Source organism: Ktedonobacter racemifer DSM 44963, assembly GCF_000178855.1.
Lineage (GTDB): Bacteria > Chloroflexota > Ktedonobacteria > Ktedonobacterales > Ktedonobacteraceae > Ktedonobacter > Ktedonobacter racemifer.
The window spans coordinates 2,265,416-2,281,316 of sequence record NZ_ADVG01000003.1; the positions used below are offsets into that span (position 1 = coordinate 2,265,416).

At 54.9% G+C, this 15,901-nt stretch carries 9 protein-coding genes and 2 pseudogenes; 4 read left to right on the forward strand and 7 right to left on the reverse strand.

Features of this window, described 5'->3' with window-relative positions; genetic code table 11:
- Positions 1-84: 84 nt before the first annotated feature.
- From KRAC_RS38905 to KRAC_RS38915, 3 genes are all read right to left on the reverse strand, one after another.
- A complete protein-coding gene (locus tag KRAC_RS38905; protein WP_007916878.1) occupies positions 85-993 on the reverse strand; it encodes a hypothetical protein in 909 nt (302 codons plus the stop codon).
- Positions 994-1,150: 157 nt separating this feature from the next.
- The gene (locus KRAC_RS38910; RefSeq protein WP_007916879.1) at positions 1,151-1,468 is read right to left on the reverse strand and encodes a hypothetical protein; all 318 of its coding nucleotides are present in this window, start codon (positions 1,466-1,468) and stop codon (positions 1,151-1,153) included.
- A gap of 99 nt (positions 1,469-1,567) precedes the next feature.
- A complete protein-coding gene (locus tag KRAC_RS38915; protein ID WP_007916884.1) occupies positions 1,568-2,500 on the reverse strand; it encodes a hypothetical protein in 933 nt (310 codons plus the stop codon).
- An 824-nt stretch (positions 2,501-3,324) separates the two neighbouring features.
- Between KRAC_RS38915 and KRAC_RS38925 the strand changes: the two genes are divergently transcribed.
- The 3 genes from KRAC_RS38925 (at position 3,325) to KRAC_RS38935 (ending at position 7,510) form a co-directional block, all read left to right on the forward strand.
- Positions 3,325-4,014 carry a hypothetical protein gene (locus KRAC_RS38925; protein ID WP_007916886.1) on the forward strand — a complete coding sequence of 230 codons (690 nt, stop codon included), beginning with the start codon at positions 3,325-3,327 and terminating at the stop codon, positions 4,012-4,014.
- A 168-nt stretch (positions 4,015-4,182) separates the two neighbouring features.
- Positions 4,183-5,715, forward strand: coding sequence for a zinc ribbon domain-containing protein (locus tag KRAC_RS38930; protein WP_007916888.1), 1,533 nt, complete (start codon positions 4,183-4,185; stop codon positions 5,713-5,715).
- An 826-nt stretch (positions 5,716-6,541) separates the two neighbouring features.
- Positions 6,542-7,510, forward strand: coding sequence for a hypothetical protein (locus KRAC_RS38935; RefSeq protein ID WP_211221392.1), 969 nt, complete (start codon positions 6,542-6,544; stop codon positions 7,508-7,510).
- 181 nt (positions 7,511-7,691) lie between these two features.
- Here KRAC_RS38935 and KRAC_RS38940 read toward each other — a convergent pair whose 3' ends face one another.
- On the reverse strand, positions 7,692-7,889 hold the full coding sequence (locus tag KRAC_RS38940) for a ribbon-helix-helix domain-containing protein (protein WP_040445694.1): 198 nt from the start codon (positions 7,887-7,889) through the stop codon (positions 7,692-7,694).
- Between the two features lie 80 nt (positions 7,890-7,969).
- Here KRAC_RS38940 and KRAC_RS38945 point away from each other — a divergent pair, with 80 nt between their 5' ends.
- Positions 7,970-9,097: an RNA-guided endonuclease InsQ/TnpB family protein gene (locus tag KRAC_RS38945; protein ID WP_007916891.1), complete on the forward strand. Its 1,128-nt coding sequence runs from the start codon at positions 7,970-7,972 to the stop codon at positions 9,095-9,097.
- 392 nt (positions 9,098-9,489) lie between these two features.
- Here KRAC_RS38945 and KRAC_RS67165 read toward each other — a convergent pair.
- The 3 genes and pseudogenes from KRAC_RS67165 to KRAC_RS80735 form a co-directional block, all read right to left on the reverse strand.
- Positions 9,490-11,030: pseudogene (locus KRAC_RS67165) on the reverse strand (nuclease/transposase family protein).
- Between the two features lie 615 nt (positions 11,031-11,645).
- Positions 11,646-15,137: a DNA-directed RNA polymerase subunit beta gene (gene rpoB / locus KRAC_RS38970; protein ID WP_007916894.1), complete on the reverse strand. Its 3,492-nt coding sequence runs from the start codon at positions 15,135-15,137 to the stop codon at positions 11,646-11,648.
- Between the two features lie 591 nt (positions 15,138-15,728).
- Positions 15,729-15,901 (reverse strand): annotated as a pseudogene (locus tag KRAC_RS80735) (hypothetical protein); the annotation flags it as partial.

Below are 15,901 nucleotides of genomic sequence, written 5' to 3' on the forward strand. Positions count from 1 at the left end.
AGAAGATGGAGAGCGAGAAAGGGACAGGAGGGGGAGGCGAACGGGCTGTAGGAGTGGGCGAAGAGCCCTGGCAAGAAGTCTCGGTCATGAGCGAGGCTCTTCCCATTGAGCCGCCTCAAAGACTCTGGGCAAGAGGCGTTGCCAGAGGGAATAGAGATGAAAGATGGAGGTTGGCTCTTGCTGCGGCAGGAGTGCCGCATGGAGCAAGATCAGGGGATGGCGCGTAAAAAGGGCGCTGCTCAGTGTCTCGGGTGGTTGCCAGAGAAACCCCTGCCAGCCCATCCCCGGCGCAGGCTCGACCAGGTGGGCAAGACGCGCCAGGTGAGAAGCGCCGAGCGGCTCACATTCATCGGCCCTTGGAGGAGGAAGTGTCCGTTCTACCCAGCGCAGTTGCCAGGCGACGGCATCGAGTTCCCCAGGTAGGTCTGTCTGCCAGGTCAACATGGCGTCCCCCATCTGTGCGAGCGACAACGCTCCCTCACGTGGTGTTTGCTCCGCCATGGCAAAGAGAAAGGCCTGAGGAAGCGTGTCTCGTGCAGAAGCGTGTCTCTCGGTCGTCGAGACGAGACCCAGGTTGGTGGGAAGAGGCCTCGAAGAGGTGCTTGCCGTATCGGGCAGGGTATGCCAGAGGACCTGTGAGCTTAGACGACCAGGGTAGGTATCAATGACACAGACCGCTCCCAGGCAGTCCGGGCAGACGCGCATGGGTAACTCATGAAAGGTGCCGTCCTGGCGCATCGGGGCGTGTAACTGGTGTCCAATGTAGGCCGCCTGCTCGGGAGAGAGCCGAAGCACAAAGAGGCGGTGATCGGTCTGCCACCAGGGAGTAGTGCAGCGAGGACACCACCAGAGGACTTGCCGTCCGCCATAGATGGTCTCAGGGAAGAGTTGGGAGAACTCCCTGGAGAGGAGTACCTGTTGCTGTACACGACCATCGTCATAGTGGGGCGGAACAGCATTGAAAACATCATCCAGGGATGGTATTCTAAACATGTGTAATAGCCTTTCTTTTCTGTGTGAGAAGAGAGGATGGAACGCCCAGCGTATTGCAACTACGCTGGGCGTTTTTTTGTGGTGTGTTCATTATTCTCTCTTCTTCACGTGATGAAACAGACACGAGGCAACTGCCTGGTCTTTGCCCAAAAATGCCTTAAAGGGCCGCGTAGGATAGATGGCCCGACGCGTGTGAAACCACGCCAGTGACCAGGAGCAGACTCTGCCATTCGCGAGGCGAGAGCTGCTTTTGCCTCGCGGCAGGATGCCCAGGGGGAACCTGGAGACTGGCCAGGGGGCCGAACACTGTCCACCAGACCCGGTGAACGGGAAACGGGCTGATGCGGGGCAGCAAGAGGGGGCCATGTTCTCGGAGCACGTGATTGAGGTGCCTGGTATCCGCCGCGCACTCGGAAGAATACCCGGTGTGGAGGATACCCGGAAATGACCACGAAACGCTAGCATGTTGTGCCATGATGTGTGACTCCTTTTTGGCAAGGTGAAAACAACAAAAAACGCAGCCCATCCTTCCCGCGCGGGAGAAGGCAGTGGAACTGCGTTTGAAAGAGGGAACTTAGAGAAAGTACGAAAGCACCAGTGATTGGAGTGATGAGAGTTGGTCGGAATCAGCCACTTCAACAGATAATTGCGCGTGCAGCATGTGCCAGCGCTCTTGTTGGGCGGCAAGCACCGTGGCCTTGTATTCCCCCTCCATTTTCTGGACGAAGAGGCGAAACTGTTCGACTTTGGTGGTAAGAAACAGCTTACTTTGTTGTGCGTACAACTCCAACTGCCGGGCATGCACCATTGATTGGTAGTTCATGTTCGTCTGGGTGAAGCTCACTGGACGACCGATACCGGTGACGACGTAGAGCCTCCAGCGCTGTTGTGCCTGCGTGCGGCCTGCTTGATAGGCCTGGGGAACCTGAGCGATCTCATAGTCGAGACGGTCTCGCTCGTAGGTCCAGCGCTGCTCAAATTGTAGGAAGAGCTCGTGCGCGGAGATGGATGCCAGGTGGTGTTGCTCAATCCGTTCTTCCTGATGACGCAGAAGCTCATCAAGAAGAGGAAGACACAACGCCAGGCACTCCGGGGTCAGCACGAATTGCTGAGCACACTTTTGGAGATAGGCACGATAGGTGGCCATGCCCCGTTGGATCTGCACGAGCCGTTGTTCCCAGTGGTGTTGCTGCTGCTTCACCCATTGGTGAAACAGGCGCTGTTCGGTTTCCACGGCCCAGCGAGGGGTAGTGGTTTGTGACCTGGAGAAGTTCTGGGCAATGGCGAGATTGGCCTGAGCGGTCTCACAGGCGGCCACTGCACTCAACCACGAGGTAAAGCGGTGTTGTGAGGCACTGACGAGAGTGTGGAGATTATCGAGAATGCTCACAATGACCGACTCTTCGCGCGCCAGGAGGCAGCGTTGGTTCTGGGTTTCGATGAGGTCGCGAAGGGCCGCCGTAGCGCGGTAGTGTTTCCCGCAGGGGCAGAGTGATCCTTGACTCATCGTGGTGACTCCTTTCTGGATGGGAAAAAAGCACAAAAAGGGGCCACACCTCTTCACCCGAGCGGGCAAAGAGGACAAGAGTCACTGACACTCTTTTGTGGAGAAAACCTCCTTTCTGCGCAAAAATAGTCGCCGGGAAACCAGTGGACGAGAGACGCGAACCCATGCAGGCAGAGATGCTCGATGCCTGGATGAGGATTGCCTGGGAGCGCGGAGCAACGGAGAGACTCAGACGTTGCTTCGCACCCGTGGTACCACCAGAGCAGAACGGCTCTCTCTCATTGACGAGAGAAGAGAGAACCGCTCAGCCTGGTGCAGGCGGGAACCACTTCCTTCCCCCTCAGTCGCGAGGTTGAAAGGCTCCCCTGAACATCGCCAGGATCCATTCATCCTCTTTGGATGAACAGCACTTCCACTCGTGTTGTACCCAAAATAGCATCTCGGGTCAATAGCGCATTTTCCGGGAAGAACGCAGTGAAAATCGACGCAGAAGCGTGTGTTGCGTGTCTCCTCGTCAAGAGCGTGCGCTCTCATGTTGCTCGATTAGCTTGTGGAGCGGATTGATGACAGATAGAAGCGAGAGAGGCAAAGGGGAAAACACGCAGTTTCTCTCTGCATGCGTTCAACTTCGCCCAAAATTGCGAAGTACTTCGCCCACTATTGGGTGGTTTTGTTCTTCCCTTTTTGGCGGGTTTTTCAGTACACTAGAAGCAGGTCGTGTGGTTCTCATGTGATGCCTCCCTACCCCCCCCCAGTATTCCTCACGACCAACAAGCACGTGAGGACTGCATGGCCTTGTCATGATGAAAGGTAGACGGAACAACATGCTCAATAAAGCGAGTATCCTGCAACCAGCAGATGCTCCTGAATCTGTTCCTTCCTCCCATCCAGCAGATGTGGAAGTGTATGAGGAGCAGGTGATTGCACAGCATGCTCTGCAAATGGTTCCTGTTGCATTGCTTGAGCAGGTGCAACAGCTGTTTGGGTTCCCACAGGACCGGCGCTGTCTCAATGGGCAAGTGTTTCTTGCTCACTGGCTTCGTGTGGCTCACCTTAAACAGATCTCTCTTGTCCCTCATGAAGGTCCCCAACTAGTTGCTGTGCTCACGATCCAGAGCCTTCGCGCTTTCTGTACCTCGCCTTCGCTTGTCTGGCCCTGGTGCTATGACACGACGACGAAATACATCTCGGTGTTACAAGCTGCGGGTCTCCTGCTCAAAGTGAAACAGCCCAAAGGCATGGGAACCACCTATTATTTCCCGCTGACCTCGACGCCCTGCCTGCCCGTCTGCGTCGAACAGGTGCAGCAGCTCACGAGTCGACGCAAAAGCGTCAAACGTTCGCGTGCACTGCGACGGGTTTCAGCGCATCTGGAGCAGACCGCTTGTATCGAGGGCGATCACGATGGAAAGGAAGCAAGAGACATGAAAACCCGCCCAGGGTATCTGAGCCTGGTCCCACCTTCACAACATGGGCAAGGAACACGTGATCATGCTTCCCAGATGACAGGATAGGGCTTTAGCCCGCCGCAAGCCACGGTTCTTTCGACCGTGGTGAGGCGTGTTATTGGGCTTGAGCCCTTATCAAACCTAGTACTCATAGAACACATGTTTGACAATTTCACATCAGCAGAGTATTCTCTACGAGAGATACCATCTATTTTGTGAGAGGAGGTCCTGAAAATGGCAAAAGCCACGAAAACCATCAGGCAGGCGTTGCACTATCCGCCGCAGTATGCTGCCTACTTCGCGGCAAATCAGGCCCTCTTCAATCGCGTCGTGGCCTTTTATTTCGACTGTATTCAGGCGCACGAGGGTCTCCTTTCCCTCAAAAACAAGCAGGCCCTCACGGCCCTGGAGAAACTCACGCATGCAACGGAGTCTAGCCCCCATCCGATCATGCCGCTCACCGATCTCGCGCCAGATATCCCGGCGATGTTCAGACGCGCCGCCATCAATGCGGCCCTTGGTTCGGCCCGCGCATTTTTCTCCTCCCTCAAAACATGGCGAGCACGGAAGCAGAAACACGAAGCCAAACACACGAAAAAGCGCAAGAAGAGGCCGTTTCGGGAGCGGCCACCAGTCCCACCCCGATCATGGAACAAGTCGGTTCCCTTCTACGCAAGCCTTTGGCATGAGCGTCATACGCATGGTATCGTGCTCAAGGTCTGGACCGGCTCGTGCTGGTCCTGGCTCAAACTACAGATCCTCGGTCGCGAGCTCCCCGATGGGTACGCGATGGGCAGTCCACAGCTTGTTCGCAAGGGGGATCGCTGGTGGCTGCATACTCCCATTGAGAAGACCTTCGAGGCTCCCGCAAAGAGCGGAGAGCAACTCACCATCGCCCAGACACGTCTCTGTGCGGTGGATCTCAATCTCGACAAGCATCTCGCTGTGTGCAGCGTCCAGACAGTTGACGGCACCATCCTGGCTACGTCCTTCATCGGAAATGGCACAGCGGTATCGGGCTGTAGGAAACAACTGCTTGGACGCATTGCACGCAACCGATCACAGACTGGTCTCATCGCCGAGAACGAACAGGACAATGCCGACCTCTGGGCGAAGATCAGGCACGTGGACGAGCAGATCGCGCATCTGATGAGCGCTCGCATTGTCCAGTTCGCCAGCGAGCACAAGGCGAGCATCCTGGTTTTTGAACATCTGGGCAACCTGCAACCGGAGAAGGGCACGTATTCGCGCCGGAGCAATAGCAAACGCGCCTACTGGATGAAGGGGCGCCTGTTCCGCTATGCAACGTACAAAGCCTGGCATGCAGGCGGCATCATCACCTGCCGTGTGAATCCGCGCAATACGAGCAGAGAATGCCATCGCTGTCACGCCGCTGTCATTCGCTATAACCAGGGACACCCTGTGGAAGGCTACACCTCCGGTGCCGCACTCTGTCTGTGCCCACAATGCCAGATGCGCGATCATGCCGACCGCAATGCCAGTATCCGTGTCGGACAGCGCTTGATCGAGCGGACGCAAGAACCGTTGAAGGAAAAGCCTCATGCTCGTTCGCAACGTGCGAAGAGGGAGTCGAAAGACTCAGGTGTTGGGATCTCCCAGGATGCCAAACGCCAGATGGGACCATCCATCCCTGCGGCCAGGCGTGGAGATCATGCCAACGGGCATGGCACCGCCCAGGGGAGAAGGCGCCGGATGGGCGCGTCTTTCCCAGATATTGCGTCCCAACTACGGGTTCACTTTGAGTAGTGGCTACGCCACCTGTCTCACGAACCCGACTACGGCACAGTGTCAGAAGCTGCTCGGCTTTAGCCGATGCGGAGTGTCACAGAAAGGCATGGCCAGCTATCTGGCAAAGAAGACCAGGTGGGACGTACGGTTGAGCGCCTGACGGCGATGATGCGGTCCTATGGAATGCGTGTGACCCCTCCCGTGAAAGTATCGATAGCCACGATTGTCTGGGAGGATCTGACCCACCTAACGCAGGCGGTTTCACCACAACCGCCTGAGGAGCGAGAGCCAGTTTCCTCGTTATCCGAAACGCAGCCGAAACCACCAGGTGAGGTGATGCATGATGATCGAACGATGATGGGACGCCAAAGTCGACGTTTTCGAAGAAGGTCTAGGATCGTGGAAGAAGGAAGATCGTCGACTTCAACGCGATGTGTCGACTCCAGAAGAAAACCGTCGACCTCTTGCGAATACTTTCGTGGGTGAAGAAGAACGTCGACCTCTCGCCAAACCATCGACTTCTGTGGAGGATTGTCGACCTTTGGTGCAAGAAACCGTCGACCTGTGCGGCACGCAAACGCAGATCCAGGAGGCCCATACGCGTACACACGCGCGTGCGCGCGTTGAATTCAATTCTCTCAATAATCATCAATTACCAAAAAAAGAAATACATGAAAAAAGTGAAGATGAATTGAGAGAACAGGATCTTACAAAAAAACAGGTCGATGGTTTGGTGCATACCGCAGAGGAATCAGGTCAATCATTTGCTGCATGCGTTCGCGGGCAAATTATTGATGATTCTTCTTCCTCGCTTTCTTCGCCAGCGCAAGAAGAGGTCTCTCTTATGACCACGAATGAAGGGGATGAGACTGATGGTCCTTTTCTCTCCCTTCGGGATCAGGTGGCTGCAATGAAGCGCGTGTATGAACCGGCGACACATGAGATGCTTGAGGCACTGGCTCTGGATTACTCACAGCGCTTTAACCAGAGCAATGAAAACGTTGGAGTCTATCTCAAGCGTATGCGTGAGCACCCGCAGTGGCTGCATGTGGCGGCGGTGGATGCTTTGGTGCGCACCTGGTTCCCTGATCCCGGACGTCGTGCGGCTCGATTGCAGGGAGGATGGGTGATCAAGAAATACCGTGAGTATGTTGAAGAGCTGGAAGAGCCTCCCGCCGAAATGGTGGCCTGGGCAGAGTGGATTCTCAACGGTGGATTGACCTATAACCATCTGGAGTGGATGCTTGAAGTCGCCGCGCGCAGTGGGAGCATCACGCCAGGCGAGGGGAAACGCCCACTTCCTCACGAAGTGATCACTGAAGCTGAACGATTGCAGGCGTTCTGGGTAGCAGGTGGCGCACAAGGCCTGGAGCGCTCCGGCTATCTCTTTGTGGATCTTGATGGAGATTTCTATACCCCTCAGGACTACGAGAGGTATCGCCAGGTGGCGGTGAACGAGGTGCTTTCCACCCCCTATGACCCTAGTGATTCCCAGGTGATGTATGAGATCCAGACCTATCTGGCTTGGGCGGAGTCTCAGAGGCTTCCTGCGGAAGAAGAGCAGCCCCTCCTGACCGATTTGCCACGCCCGTTACAGCAATGGGTGAGTGCATTGGGCAAGCGTATTGATACAGGTCACTACAGCATTGGCGTGCGTTTGGCTCCTCGAAGTCGTCGACGTGTCATTGAAATTCGAGAGAAGTCGACGTTCGGACAGGTCTGGCATCTGGCCAACCAACAACAAATTCTTCAGTGGTTGCAGCAGTATGGTTCTTTTTCGGTGGAACAAGAGTTGATACATAAGAGCAGCTGACAAGAGAAAATACCAGAGCTAACGACAGAATTTCTTATAGACATTATGGCCTGGATGATATGTAAAGGCTCAATACTCTGGAGAGAAGAAATATTTTTGATAAGCGTGTCGAGATACGAATGACACTTTGCGCGGCAGATCGTCCTCCTTACAGAAAACCGAGCGAGAAAGCCCCGGTCATTTATGCCGGGGATGAATCGCCGTTCCTTGTTTGAGGGGTGGGAGGCATGGGCTGATAGGCAGGGTCATCCCACGCCAAATAGGCATCTAAGGCCCGGCGTATGATCTCTGCCATTGGCAAATCTTCCTCCTGGCTTCTCTTTTCAAGTTGTCGTTTTTGTCGTTCTGTGATGTAGATATTCGTTCGTTCTTTTGGCATACACTTCTCTCTTTTGTTGACATACAACGCTATTAAGGTGTATAATAGCAGAAAGAATAACGAAAGGCAAGGGTGCAAGGATGCTCATCTACGAGTACAAACTGGATGGCAACAAAACACAATACGCCGCCATTGATGAGGCGATCCGTATTGTGCAGTTCATTCGCAACAAGTGCTTGCGCTTGTGGATGGATGAGCACGCCACCAAGAATGACTTGCAGTGCTATTGTGCCGTCCTTGCCAAATCGTTCCCCTTTGCTTCCTCTCTCAATTCTCAGGCACGTCAAGCCAGTGCCGACCGAGCGTGGTCTGCCATTGCTCGCTTTTATGACAACTGCAAAGCCAAGAAGCCAGGGAAGAAGGGGTATCCCAAGTTCCAGAAAGACAACCGCTCGGTAGAGTTCAAAACAACTGGATGGAAGCTAGACCCTGATGGTCGGCATATCACCTTCACTGATGGGTGCGGCATCGGTCGTCTTCGCCTGATTGGCACGCGTGACATTGAAACCTTCCCTGTGAAACAGATCAAGCGGGTTCGCATTATCAAGCGTGCCAATGGCTACTATGTTCAGTTTGCCGCGCAGACAGATCGCCACATTGAACACGCCCCCACTGGCAAGCAGGTTGGTATCGACGTTGGTTTGAAAGCCTTCTACACCGACTCTGAGGGAGCAACCGTCGAGAATCCGCGCCACTACCGCAAGGCAGAGAAGCGCCTCAAGCGGCTGCAACGCCGTCTCTCCAAGAAACAGAAAAGATCAGCCAATCGTAAGAAAGCTCGTCAAGCCGTTGCCAAAGCGCATTTGAAAGTTCAAAGGCAGCGTGAAGATTTCGCTCGCAAGGCAGCGAACACGCTCGTCTCGTCTCACGACCTGATTGCCTTTGAAGAGTTGCAGATCCGCAATATGGTCAGAAACCGCCACCTCTCCAAGAGTATTCACGACGCTGGCTGGGGACGGTTTCTCTTGTGGGTAAACTACTACGCCGCATTGCATGGTATCCCTGTTGTGGCAGTCTCACCCCAGTTCACCAGCCAGAACTGTTCAGCGTGTGGCATGCTCGTCAAGAAGAGCTTGAGCGTGCGTACCCACATCTGCACACGTTGCGGCGTGGTGCTGGATCGAGATCATAATGCGGCGTTGAACATTTTGCAAAAAGCTCTCAGTACCATAGGGCATATGGGAACTGATGCACCTCTGAGTGCATGAAACGCTTCTGGACAGGAGGGCCGCTACTGTCTCTCAGCAATGGGAGTCAGCAAGCCGCCTGGATGAAGGAAGAATCCCCCGCGATGTATCCGGGGGAGTGTCAATCCGCTACGGTGGTGTTTGGAAGAAGCATGGGCGGCTGTCGTTCATGCTGTTTTCTCGCCAATGTGGTGTGTCACTTGATCGATCTGCTTGTGCTGCTCCTCATTCCCAAAACACTTGTCACCTGTGAGGAAATGAGGTATACTCAACAAGAAAAATAGCTGTTGATTTTTCTTTGAATCACTCCTCAATCAGCATACATGGAGCAGTCGGTGGAATTTGTCTGCGTTGTGGGGACTTCCTGGGAGACTGAAACCTCCCCGGCATGAATGCGCGGGGGGTCCTGTTGCTCACCCACCGTTTCCTTGCTCACCTGACGGAGAACAAGGCTCTTGGTGGGGATAAGCAGGACTTTCGAGCCGACGCGCTCCGGCACGGACAGCTTTGCCAGAAGCCAGCAAGCCCATGCTTCGGGGCAGCACTTGCCCCTCATTCGCACGTTGTTGCAGCCCCTCCATCACGGCTCGCAGGCGCGGCTCCGCACCTTCCCAGACGTGCTGGGTGACAGAGGGGATGGTGTGTTCCGGTTCCAGGTGGGCCAGCAAAAAGGCCGAGTACAAATCGCGTTGCACCGGCCCTAAGCCGCAAGGGCAGTGGTGCCAGCGTTGTGATCTCGGTTTCTTCACATACCGCCCACAGTGATGGCAATACTGACTCAGTTTGGTCTTGAAAGCAGAAACTTCGCCCAGGGTGCCGCCAGTTTTTGCAACTATGCGGGCCAAATGCGCTAGAAACAGCCCTGGGGCGCGAAGTCCAATACTCTTGCCATACTGCTTCTGCCATCCTTTGAACGAGGTTTTTTCGATGGTGATGGTATTACCCACCTGGGCAATGCGATGCGCGAGGTTGCCATGGAGACTTTTGCGGTGCGCGGCGAGTCTGCGCTCCAGGTTGGCATGCTGTCTCCTGGTTGCTTGATACCTCTTGCTCTCTTTCCAGGGCAAGCGTGCTTTGCCCTGTTTCTTGATGCGTCCCATCTCGTCGTAGTTTCCTGGATTGTTTGCACGACGCTGTCGTTCCATCCTGCGTTGCAAGCGCCGCTTTTGTTGAGCATCAGGAACCAGCCCCTCACAGAACGCCACAAGATCGGCGTCGCCATCGCGCGGGACAATCGCCAGTGTGGAGGGGCCAATATCCAAACCAATCGTATCGGTTCTTCCCTCCATGTGCTTGGGCTTGACGAACGCATGACCCTCTCGCGACCAGTTGCACGACATAGCGGTTGCCGTCATGGTCAGCGCCCTGTGCTCGTGGAGAGGAGGCTTTGCGGCGGACCAGGCGCACATACTTGATGGGGTGGTGCAGACCATGCTGGACAACAGGATCACGCCAGTCGATGATCGCCGGGATCACTTCTGTATTCCAGAGGAGAAAGCCTCCATCGCCCACACCTGGGTCAAGGAGAAAGCGCAGGCCAACATCGTTGCGCTTGCCCTCGACGCTATCGATGCCGCGTCCTTGACTGCGAAAGCGGACTCGTTTGGCTTTGCCCACACAGACGCTACTCTACCGCGTGATACGCCCGGCTTGCCAGTGTTTGGGCCATGGTACTGTCAATGTGATCAGCGATCCAGGAGGCACGAGCACGTTTCGCGTACTCATGCAGGGCGTACTCCGAAAAGTGATGCTTTGTACGCACATGAGAAAACGCCTGAGTTCGTTCTTGCCTGTGAGTACGAGGAATGGCACAGGCTTTGCTCCAGGCAGGATCGTTACGCATCCGCCTGAGTCGCTTGTTGGCTTCTCCAAGCAGCGCGTTATACAGCTGCCGAGCAGCCTCCAAGTGAGCGCGCAAGCGCTGCTCCTGGCTCCAGTCCACGTGCAGGGGCACTTCGAGGAGAAACGTTGGGGTCGCGGGCTCGCTTCATGGGGTGCTCAGCCTCTCTCTGTCTTTTTGCATGGGGTGCACATGCAAAAGCTCACGTCCCCTGCCATCTGCGCAAAACGATCGCATCCCGGCCTGATCAGCACCGTTTTCGCCGCATCGTCCAGTCTCGCGTTCCCACAGGGGGAAGACGAGGTTCTCTCGTCCGACTCACCCCCGTATCAGTCCCGTTGCTGGGAATGTCGGCCACCGACGAGAGCGCGGTGCCGATCACGGCAAGTTAGAACAAGTGTGCTACAGCCAGCAACTCCTGTCAAGTTTGGAGAAACCATCCTCGATTGCTCCCCCACCTACCCCCCAAACAAGGAACGGCTTTTCATCCCCCCGGATGGAATCGCGGGGGCTTTCAAGCCCAACTTTTTGTAAATGGGTTCCGAAACTGGTTCTCATTGCTTTTGCCCGGTAGAAGAAATACGAATGAGACGCAAAAAGACAGAGAGTCCAAGCTTAACAAGCTTGAACTCTCTCTACTCATTGAGCGTTTTTCCCTCTGCTCGGTGGCATTCCAAAAGTGGTGGGATCAAACAATGAGCTACAACCCGCCGATATGCTGTAGTGACATTACTGGTCTCCTTCGAAACCGGACAAGTTGATACCAAGCTCTGGCATCACATCGTTCGAGGTGTCCTCAACAAACTGAATCTTCTGCTCGTCCTCGTTGAGCACCTCAACGTTGATGCCGAGACTCTGCAATTCTTTGACCAACACCTTAAAGGACTCCGGTACTCCTGGCTCCATGATGTTTTCGCCCTTGACGATGGCCTCATACGTTTTCACGCGGCCTACCACGTCGTCCGACTTCACTGTCAAAATTTCTTGCAGGATATTTGCTGCACCATAGGCTTCCAGCGCCCACACTTCCATTTCGCCGAAGCGCTGTCCACCGAATTGTGCCTTACCACCCAACGGCTGTTGGGTGATCAAGCTGTATGGTCCAGTCGAGCGAGCATGAACTTTATCTTCAACCAGGTGGTGCAGTTTCAACATATAGGTATAGCCGACGGTCACTGGATGATCGAACGGCTCACCAGTACGTCCATCATAGAGTTGTACCTTACCGCTCTCAGGCAAGCCCGCACGCCGTAACATCTCTTCAATGTCTTCCTCGGTCGCGCCATCAAAGACCGGAGTCGCGATCTTGAAGCCAAGCACGCTGGCAGCCCAGCCCAGGTGCGTCTCCATGATCTGACCGATGTTCATACGGTGCGGCACGCCCAGGGGGTTCAGAATGATATCCACCGGCGTTCCATCGGGCAGGAAGGGCATATCCTCAATCGGCAAGACACGCGAGATGACGCCTTTATTTCCGTGGCGTCCCGCCATCTTGTCGCCCGCGCCAATCTTACGCTTCTGCGCGATGCTAACGCGAACAAGCTGGTTGACGCCTGGCGAGAGCTCGTCACCCGCCTCACGCGAGAAGACTTTGACTTCGATGACTTTCCCGCGCTCGCCGTGCGGCATGCGCAGCGATGTGTCTTTGACTTCGCGGGCCTTTTCACCGAAGATAGCACGCAGCAGCTTCTCTTCTGCCGTCAACTCAGTCTCACCTTTAGGGGTGATTTTGCCCACCAGGATATCCTGCGCGCCAACTTCAGCACCGACATAGATGATGCCGCGCTCGTCCAGATTGCGCAGGCCTTCTTCACCGACGTTGGGAATGTCGCGGGTGATCTCCTCAGGCCCCAGCTTGGTGTCGCGGGCATCTACCTCGTATTTCTCGATATGGATAGACGTAAAGAGATCTTCACGTACGATACGCTCACTGATCAGGATAGCGTCCTCAAAGTTGCCGCCCTCCCAGCTCATAAAGGCGACCAGAACGTTCTGGCCAAGTGCCAACTCGCCAAGTTCGGTCGAGGAGCCATCGGCGATCACCTGACCCGCGCTCACATAGTCGCCCTTCTTGACGATAGGACGCTGGTTGATGCAGGTACCATTATTCGAACGTACAAACTTGCGCAGCGTATGCGTATACAGTTCGCCACTCTGATCCATGATTTCGATCTTGCGTGCGGTCGAGGAGACGACCTCACCGCTCGCCTGAGCCACGATCACCTGGCCGGAGTCAACGGCTACCTGACGCTCGATACCTGTACCACAGATCGGCGACTGAGTCCGCAGTAGAGGTACCGCCTGGCGTTGCATGTTCGCGCCCATCAGTGCGCGGTTCACGTCGTCATGCTCCAGGAAGGGGATCAGCGCGGTCGCGACGCTCACGGTCTGGCGCGGCGAAACATCCATGTAGTCAATAGTATCCGAGGGAACCTCGGTAAACTCACCCTGATAGCGAGCCAACACCCGATTATCAGCGAATTCGCTGATAGCTGTCAAAGGAGCGTTCGCCTGGGCGATATAATAGTTCTCTTCGTTGTCAGCGGTATGATAATCGACATCATCGGTCACATACGGCTTGACACTCAAGGGTGTATCACCTAAGAATGACAGCTTCTTGAGCAGCTCCTCATCAACACGCACGGGATTGTTGCACTTGAGCAGCACCTCGCCATCCTCGGTGACGATATCCTCGCGCCTCCCATAATAGCCACGCAGTTCGCGACCAAGCAGGCGCATATCGGTAGCGGGAAGATGCTTAACGACGCGCCGATAGGGCGTCTCAATGAAACCATATGGGTTGATCTGACCATAGGTCGCCAGGTTCCCAATCAGACCAATGTTTGGACCTTCAGGCGTCTCAATCGGGCAGATGCGGCCATAGTGTGACTCGTGTACGTCACGTACATCAAAACCTGCGCGGTCACGTGAGAGACCACCGGGACCCAGGGCCGAGAGACGACGCTTGACACCGATCTCCGCCAGGGCATTGGTTTGTTCCATAAACTGCGAGAGCTGGCTGCCACCGAAGAACTCCTTTATCGCTGCAACCACCGGGCGAATATTGATCAACGCGTTTGGCGTGGCCTGCCCAGGCTCCTGGATGCTCATGCGCTCTTTCACCACGCGCTCCATACGTAGCAGACCAACGCGGAACTGACTCTGGATCAGCTCACCCACGCAACGCACGCGGCGGTTGCCCAGGTGGTCGATGTCATCCTTGCGTCCACGCCCATTGTTGAGCGAGACCAGGCGCCGGATAAGCGCCACCAGGTCGTCCTGCGTCAGAATGCGCTGGCTCTGCGGAATCGAAAGGTCCAGCTTACGGTTCAACTTATAGCGACCAACGTTGCCCAGTTCGTAGCGGCGTGGATTGAAGAAGAGGTTCTTCACCAGGGAGCGCGCGTTGTCCAGGGTGGCGGGATCGCCAGGACGCAGCTTCTTGTACAGCTCCAGGAGGGCCTCCTCCTCCTTCTTCACGGGATCGCGGTCCAGGGTCGCCTGGATATAGCGGATGACCGGGTCGTTATCTACCCTGGCGAAGGCATCGAGAATGCCCTGGTCGGTCGAGAGGTCCAGGTCCTCCACATGCCAGTGCTCTTTGGCCAGGCGCGAAATGGCACGCAACAGGGTCGTTACAGGTAGCTTACGTTTGCGGTCGATCTTGACTGTGAGCAGGTTTTTATTGCTGGTCTCAAACTCCAGCCAGGCACCACGCCCAGGAATCAACTTTGCGGCAAAGAGTTTTTTACCAGTCGTTGCATCCTCGTCCACTGTGTAGTAGACGCCGGGGGAACGCACCAACTGACTCACCACAACGCGCTCGGCACCATTGATAATGAAGGTACCAGCCTTTGTCATCAACGGGAAGTCACCCATAAAGATGTCCTTCTCGATGATTTCACCTGTCTCTTTATTAATCAGGCGAGCCTTCACATTGAGGGGTGCGGCATAGGTCGCGTCACGGTCGCGGCACTCATCCTCGTCATACTTTGGCTTGCCAAAGGGTTCAGGAGGGACAATAAATTCCAGGCTGAGGTTTTTGCCGGTAAAGTCTTCAATAGGAGAAATTTCTGCGAAAAGTTCGCGGAGACCTTCCTTCTTGAACCATTCAAAGGAGTCGAGCTGAATCTGAATTAGGCCAGGCATTGGCCGTATATCCGGAATACGCGCAAAGGAGACGCGTTCCGGTAATAGAACAGGTTGCTTGCTTGCCTTCATAACACCTCTTTTCCTTTCACCTCTCGGTGACTCCTTTCACACACGACGAAGGTCTGGCACATGCCTGATGCGGCATGCACTTTATGAGCACAAACACAAGAGGTATCTTTGCTCAAAGGAGAGCTTTCACCGCAGGTGTGCCAAGGTTGTGTCGCTTCCACCTGAGTATAGGGGAAAGAACGCCAAAAAAAATCGTCCAAAAAGGCAGTGTGCTAGTAGACAGGAGGTGATACAATAAAAATGGGAAAGAAGGGTCTAGGCTCGTTTTCGGGCTTTGGAAACCACACCGTTCCTTGCTCTGCTCTTCTTCGTTGATCCACCTATGGTCTCATGGGGTGATCAGACCACGCGTTCCATCCAGGTACTCCTCAACTGGCTTCTCTCATCAGCATCTTGTAAATTCGGGGAGAAATGAACGAAGCTGTCATAGCCCACAAAGTAGTTGATGAGTTCCCCTGAAGAACTCGGAACTGACAGGAATGTTCGGAGGTTGTCATTCTGAACAGAGAGAAGCAGCTCTCACATTCGTGAGAGCTGCTTCTCTCTGTTCAGAAGTTCTTCACCGCGTTCAGGATGGCTTTGAGGCTTGCTTCATCGTAAATGATCAGGCAACTGATCCACTGATGCTGTTTTGAGTTCTCCCGCACGTTTGAAGGTAGCAATCATCACTCCAGATGGGGAAGCTTGAGATTCAACCAGGGTAAAAGAAGCGGGAAGCGTCCCTTTCTCAAACAAGCGTTTTCCCTTCCCGACTGTCACAGGAA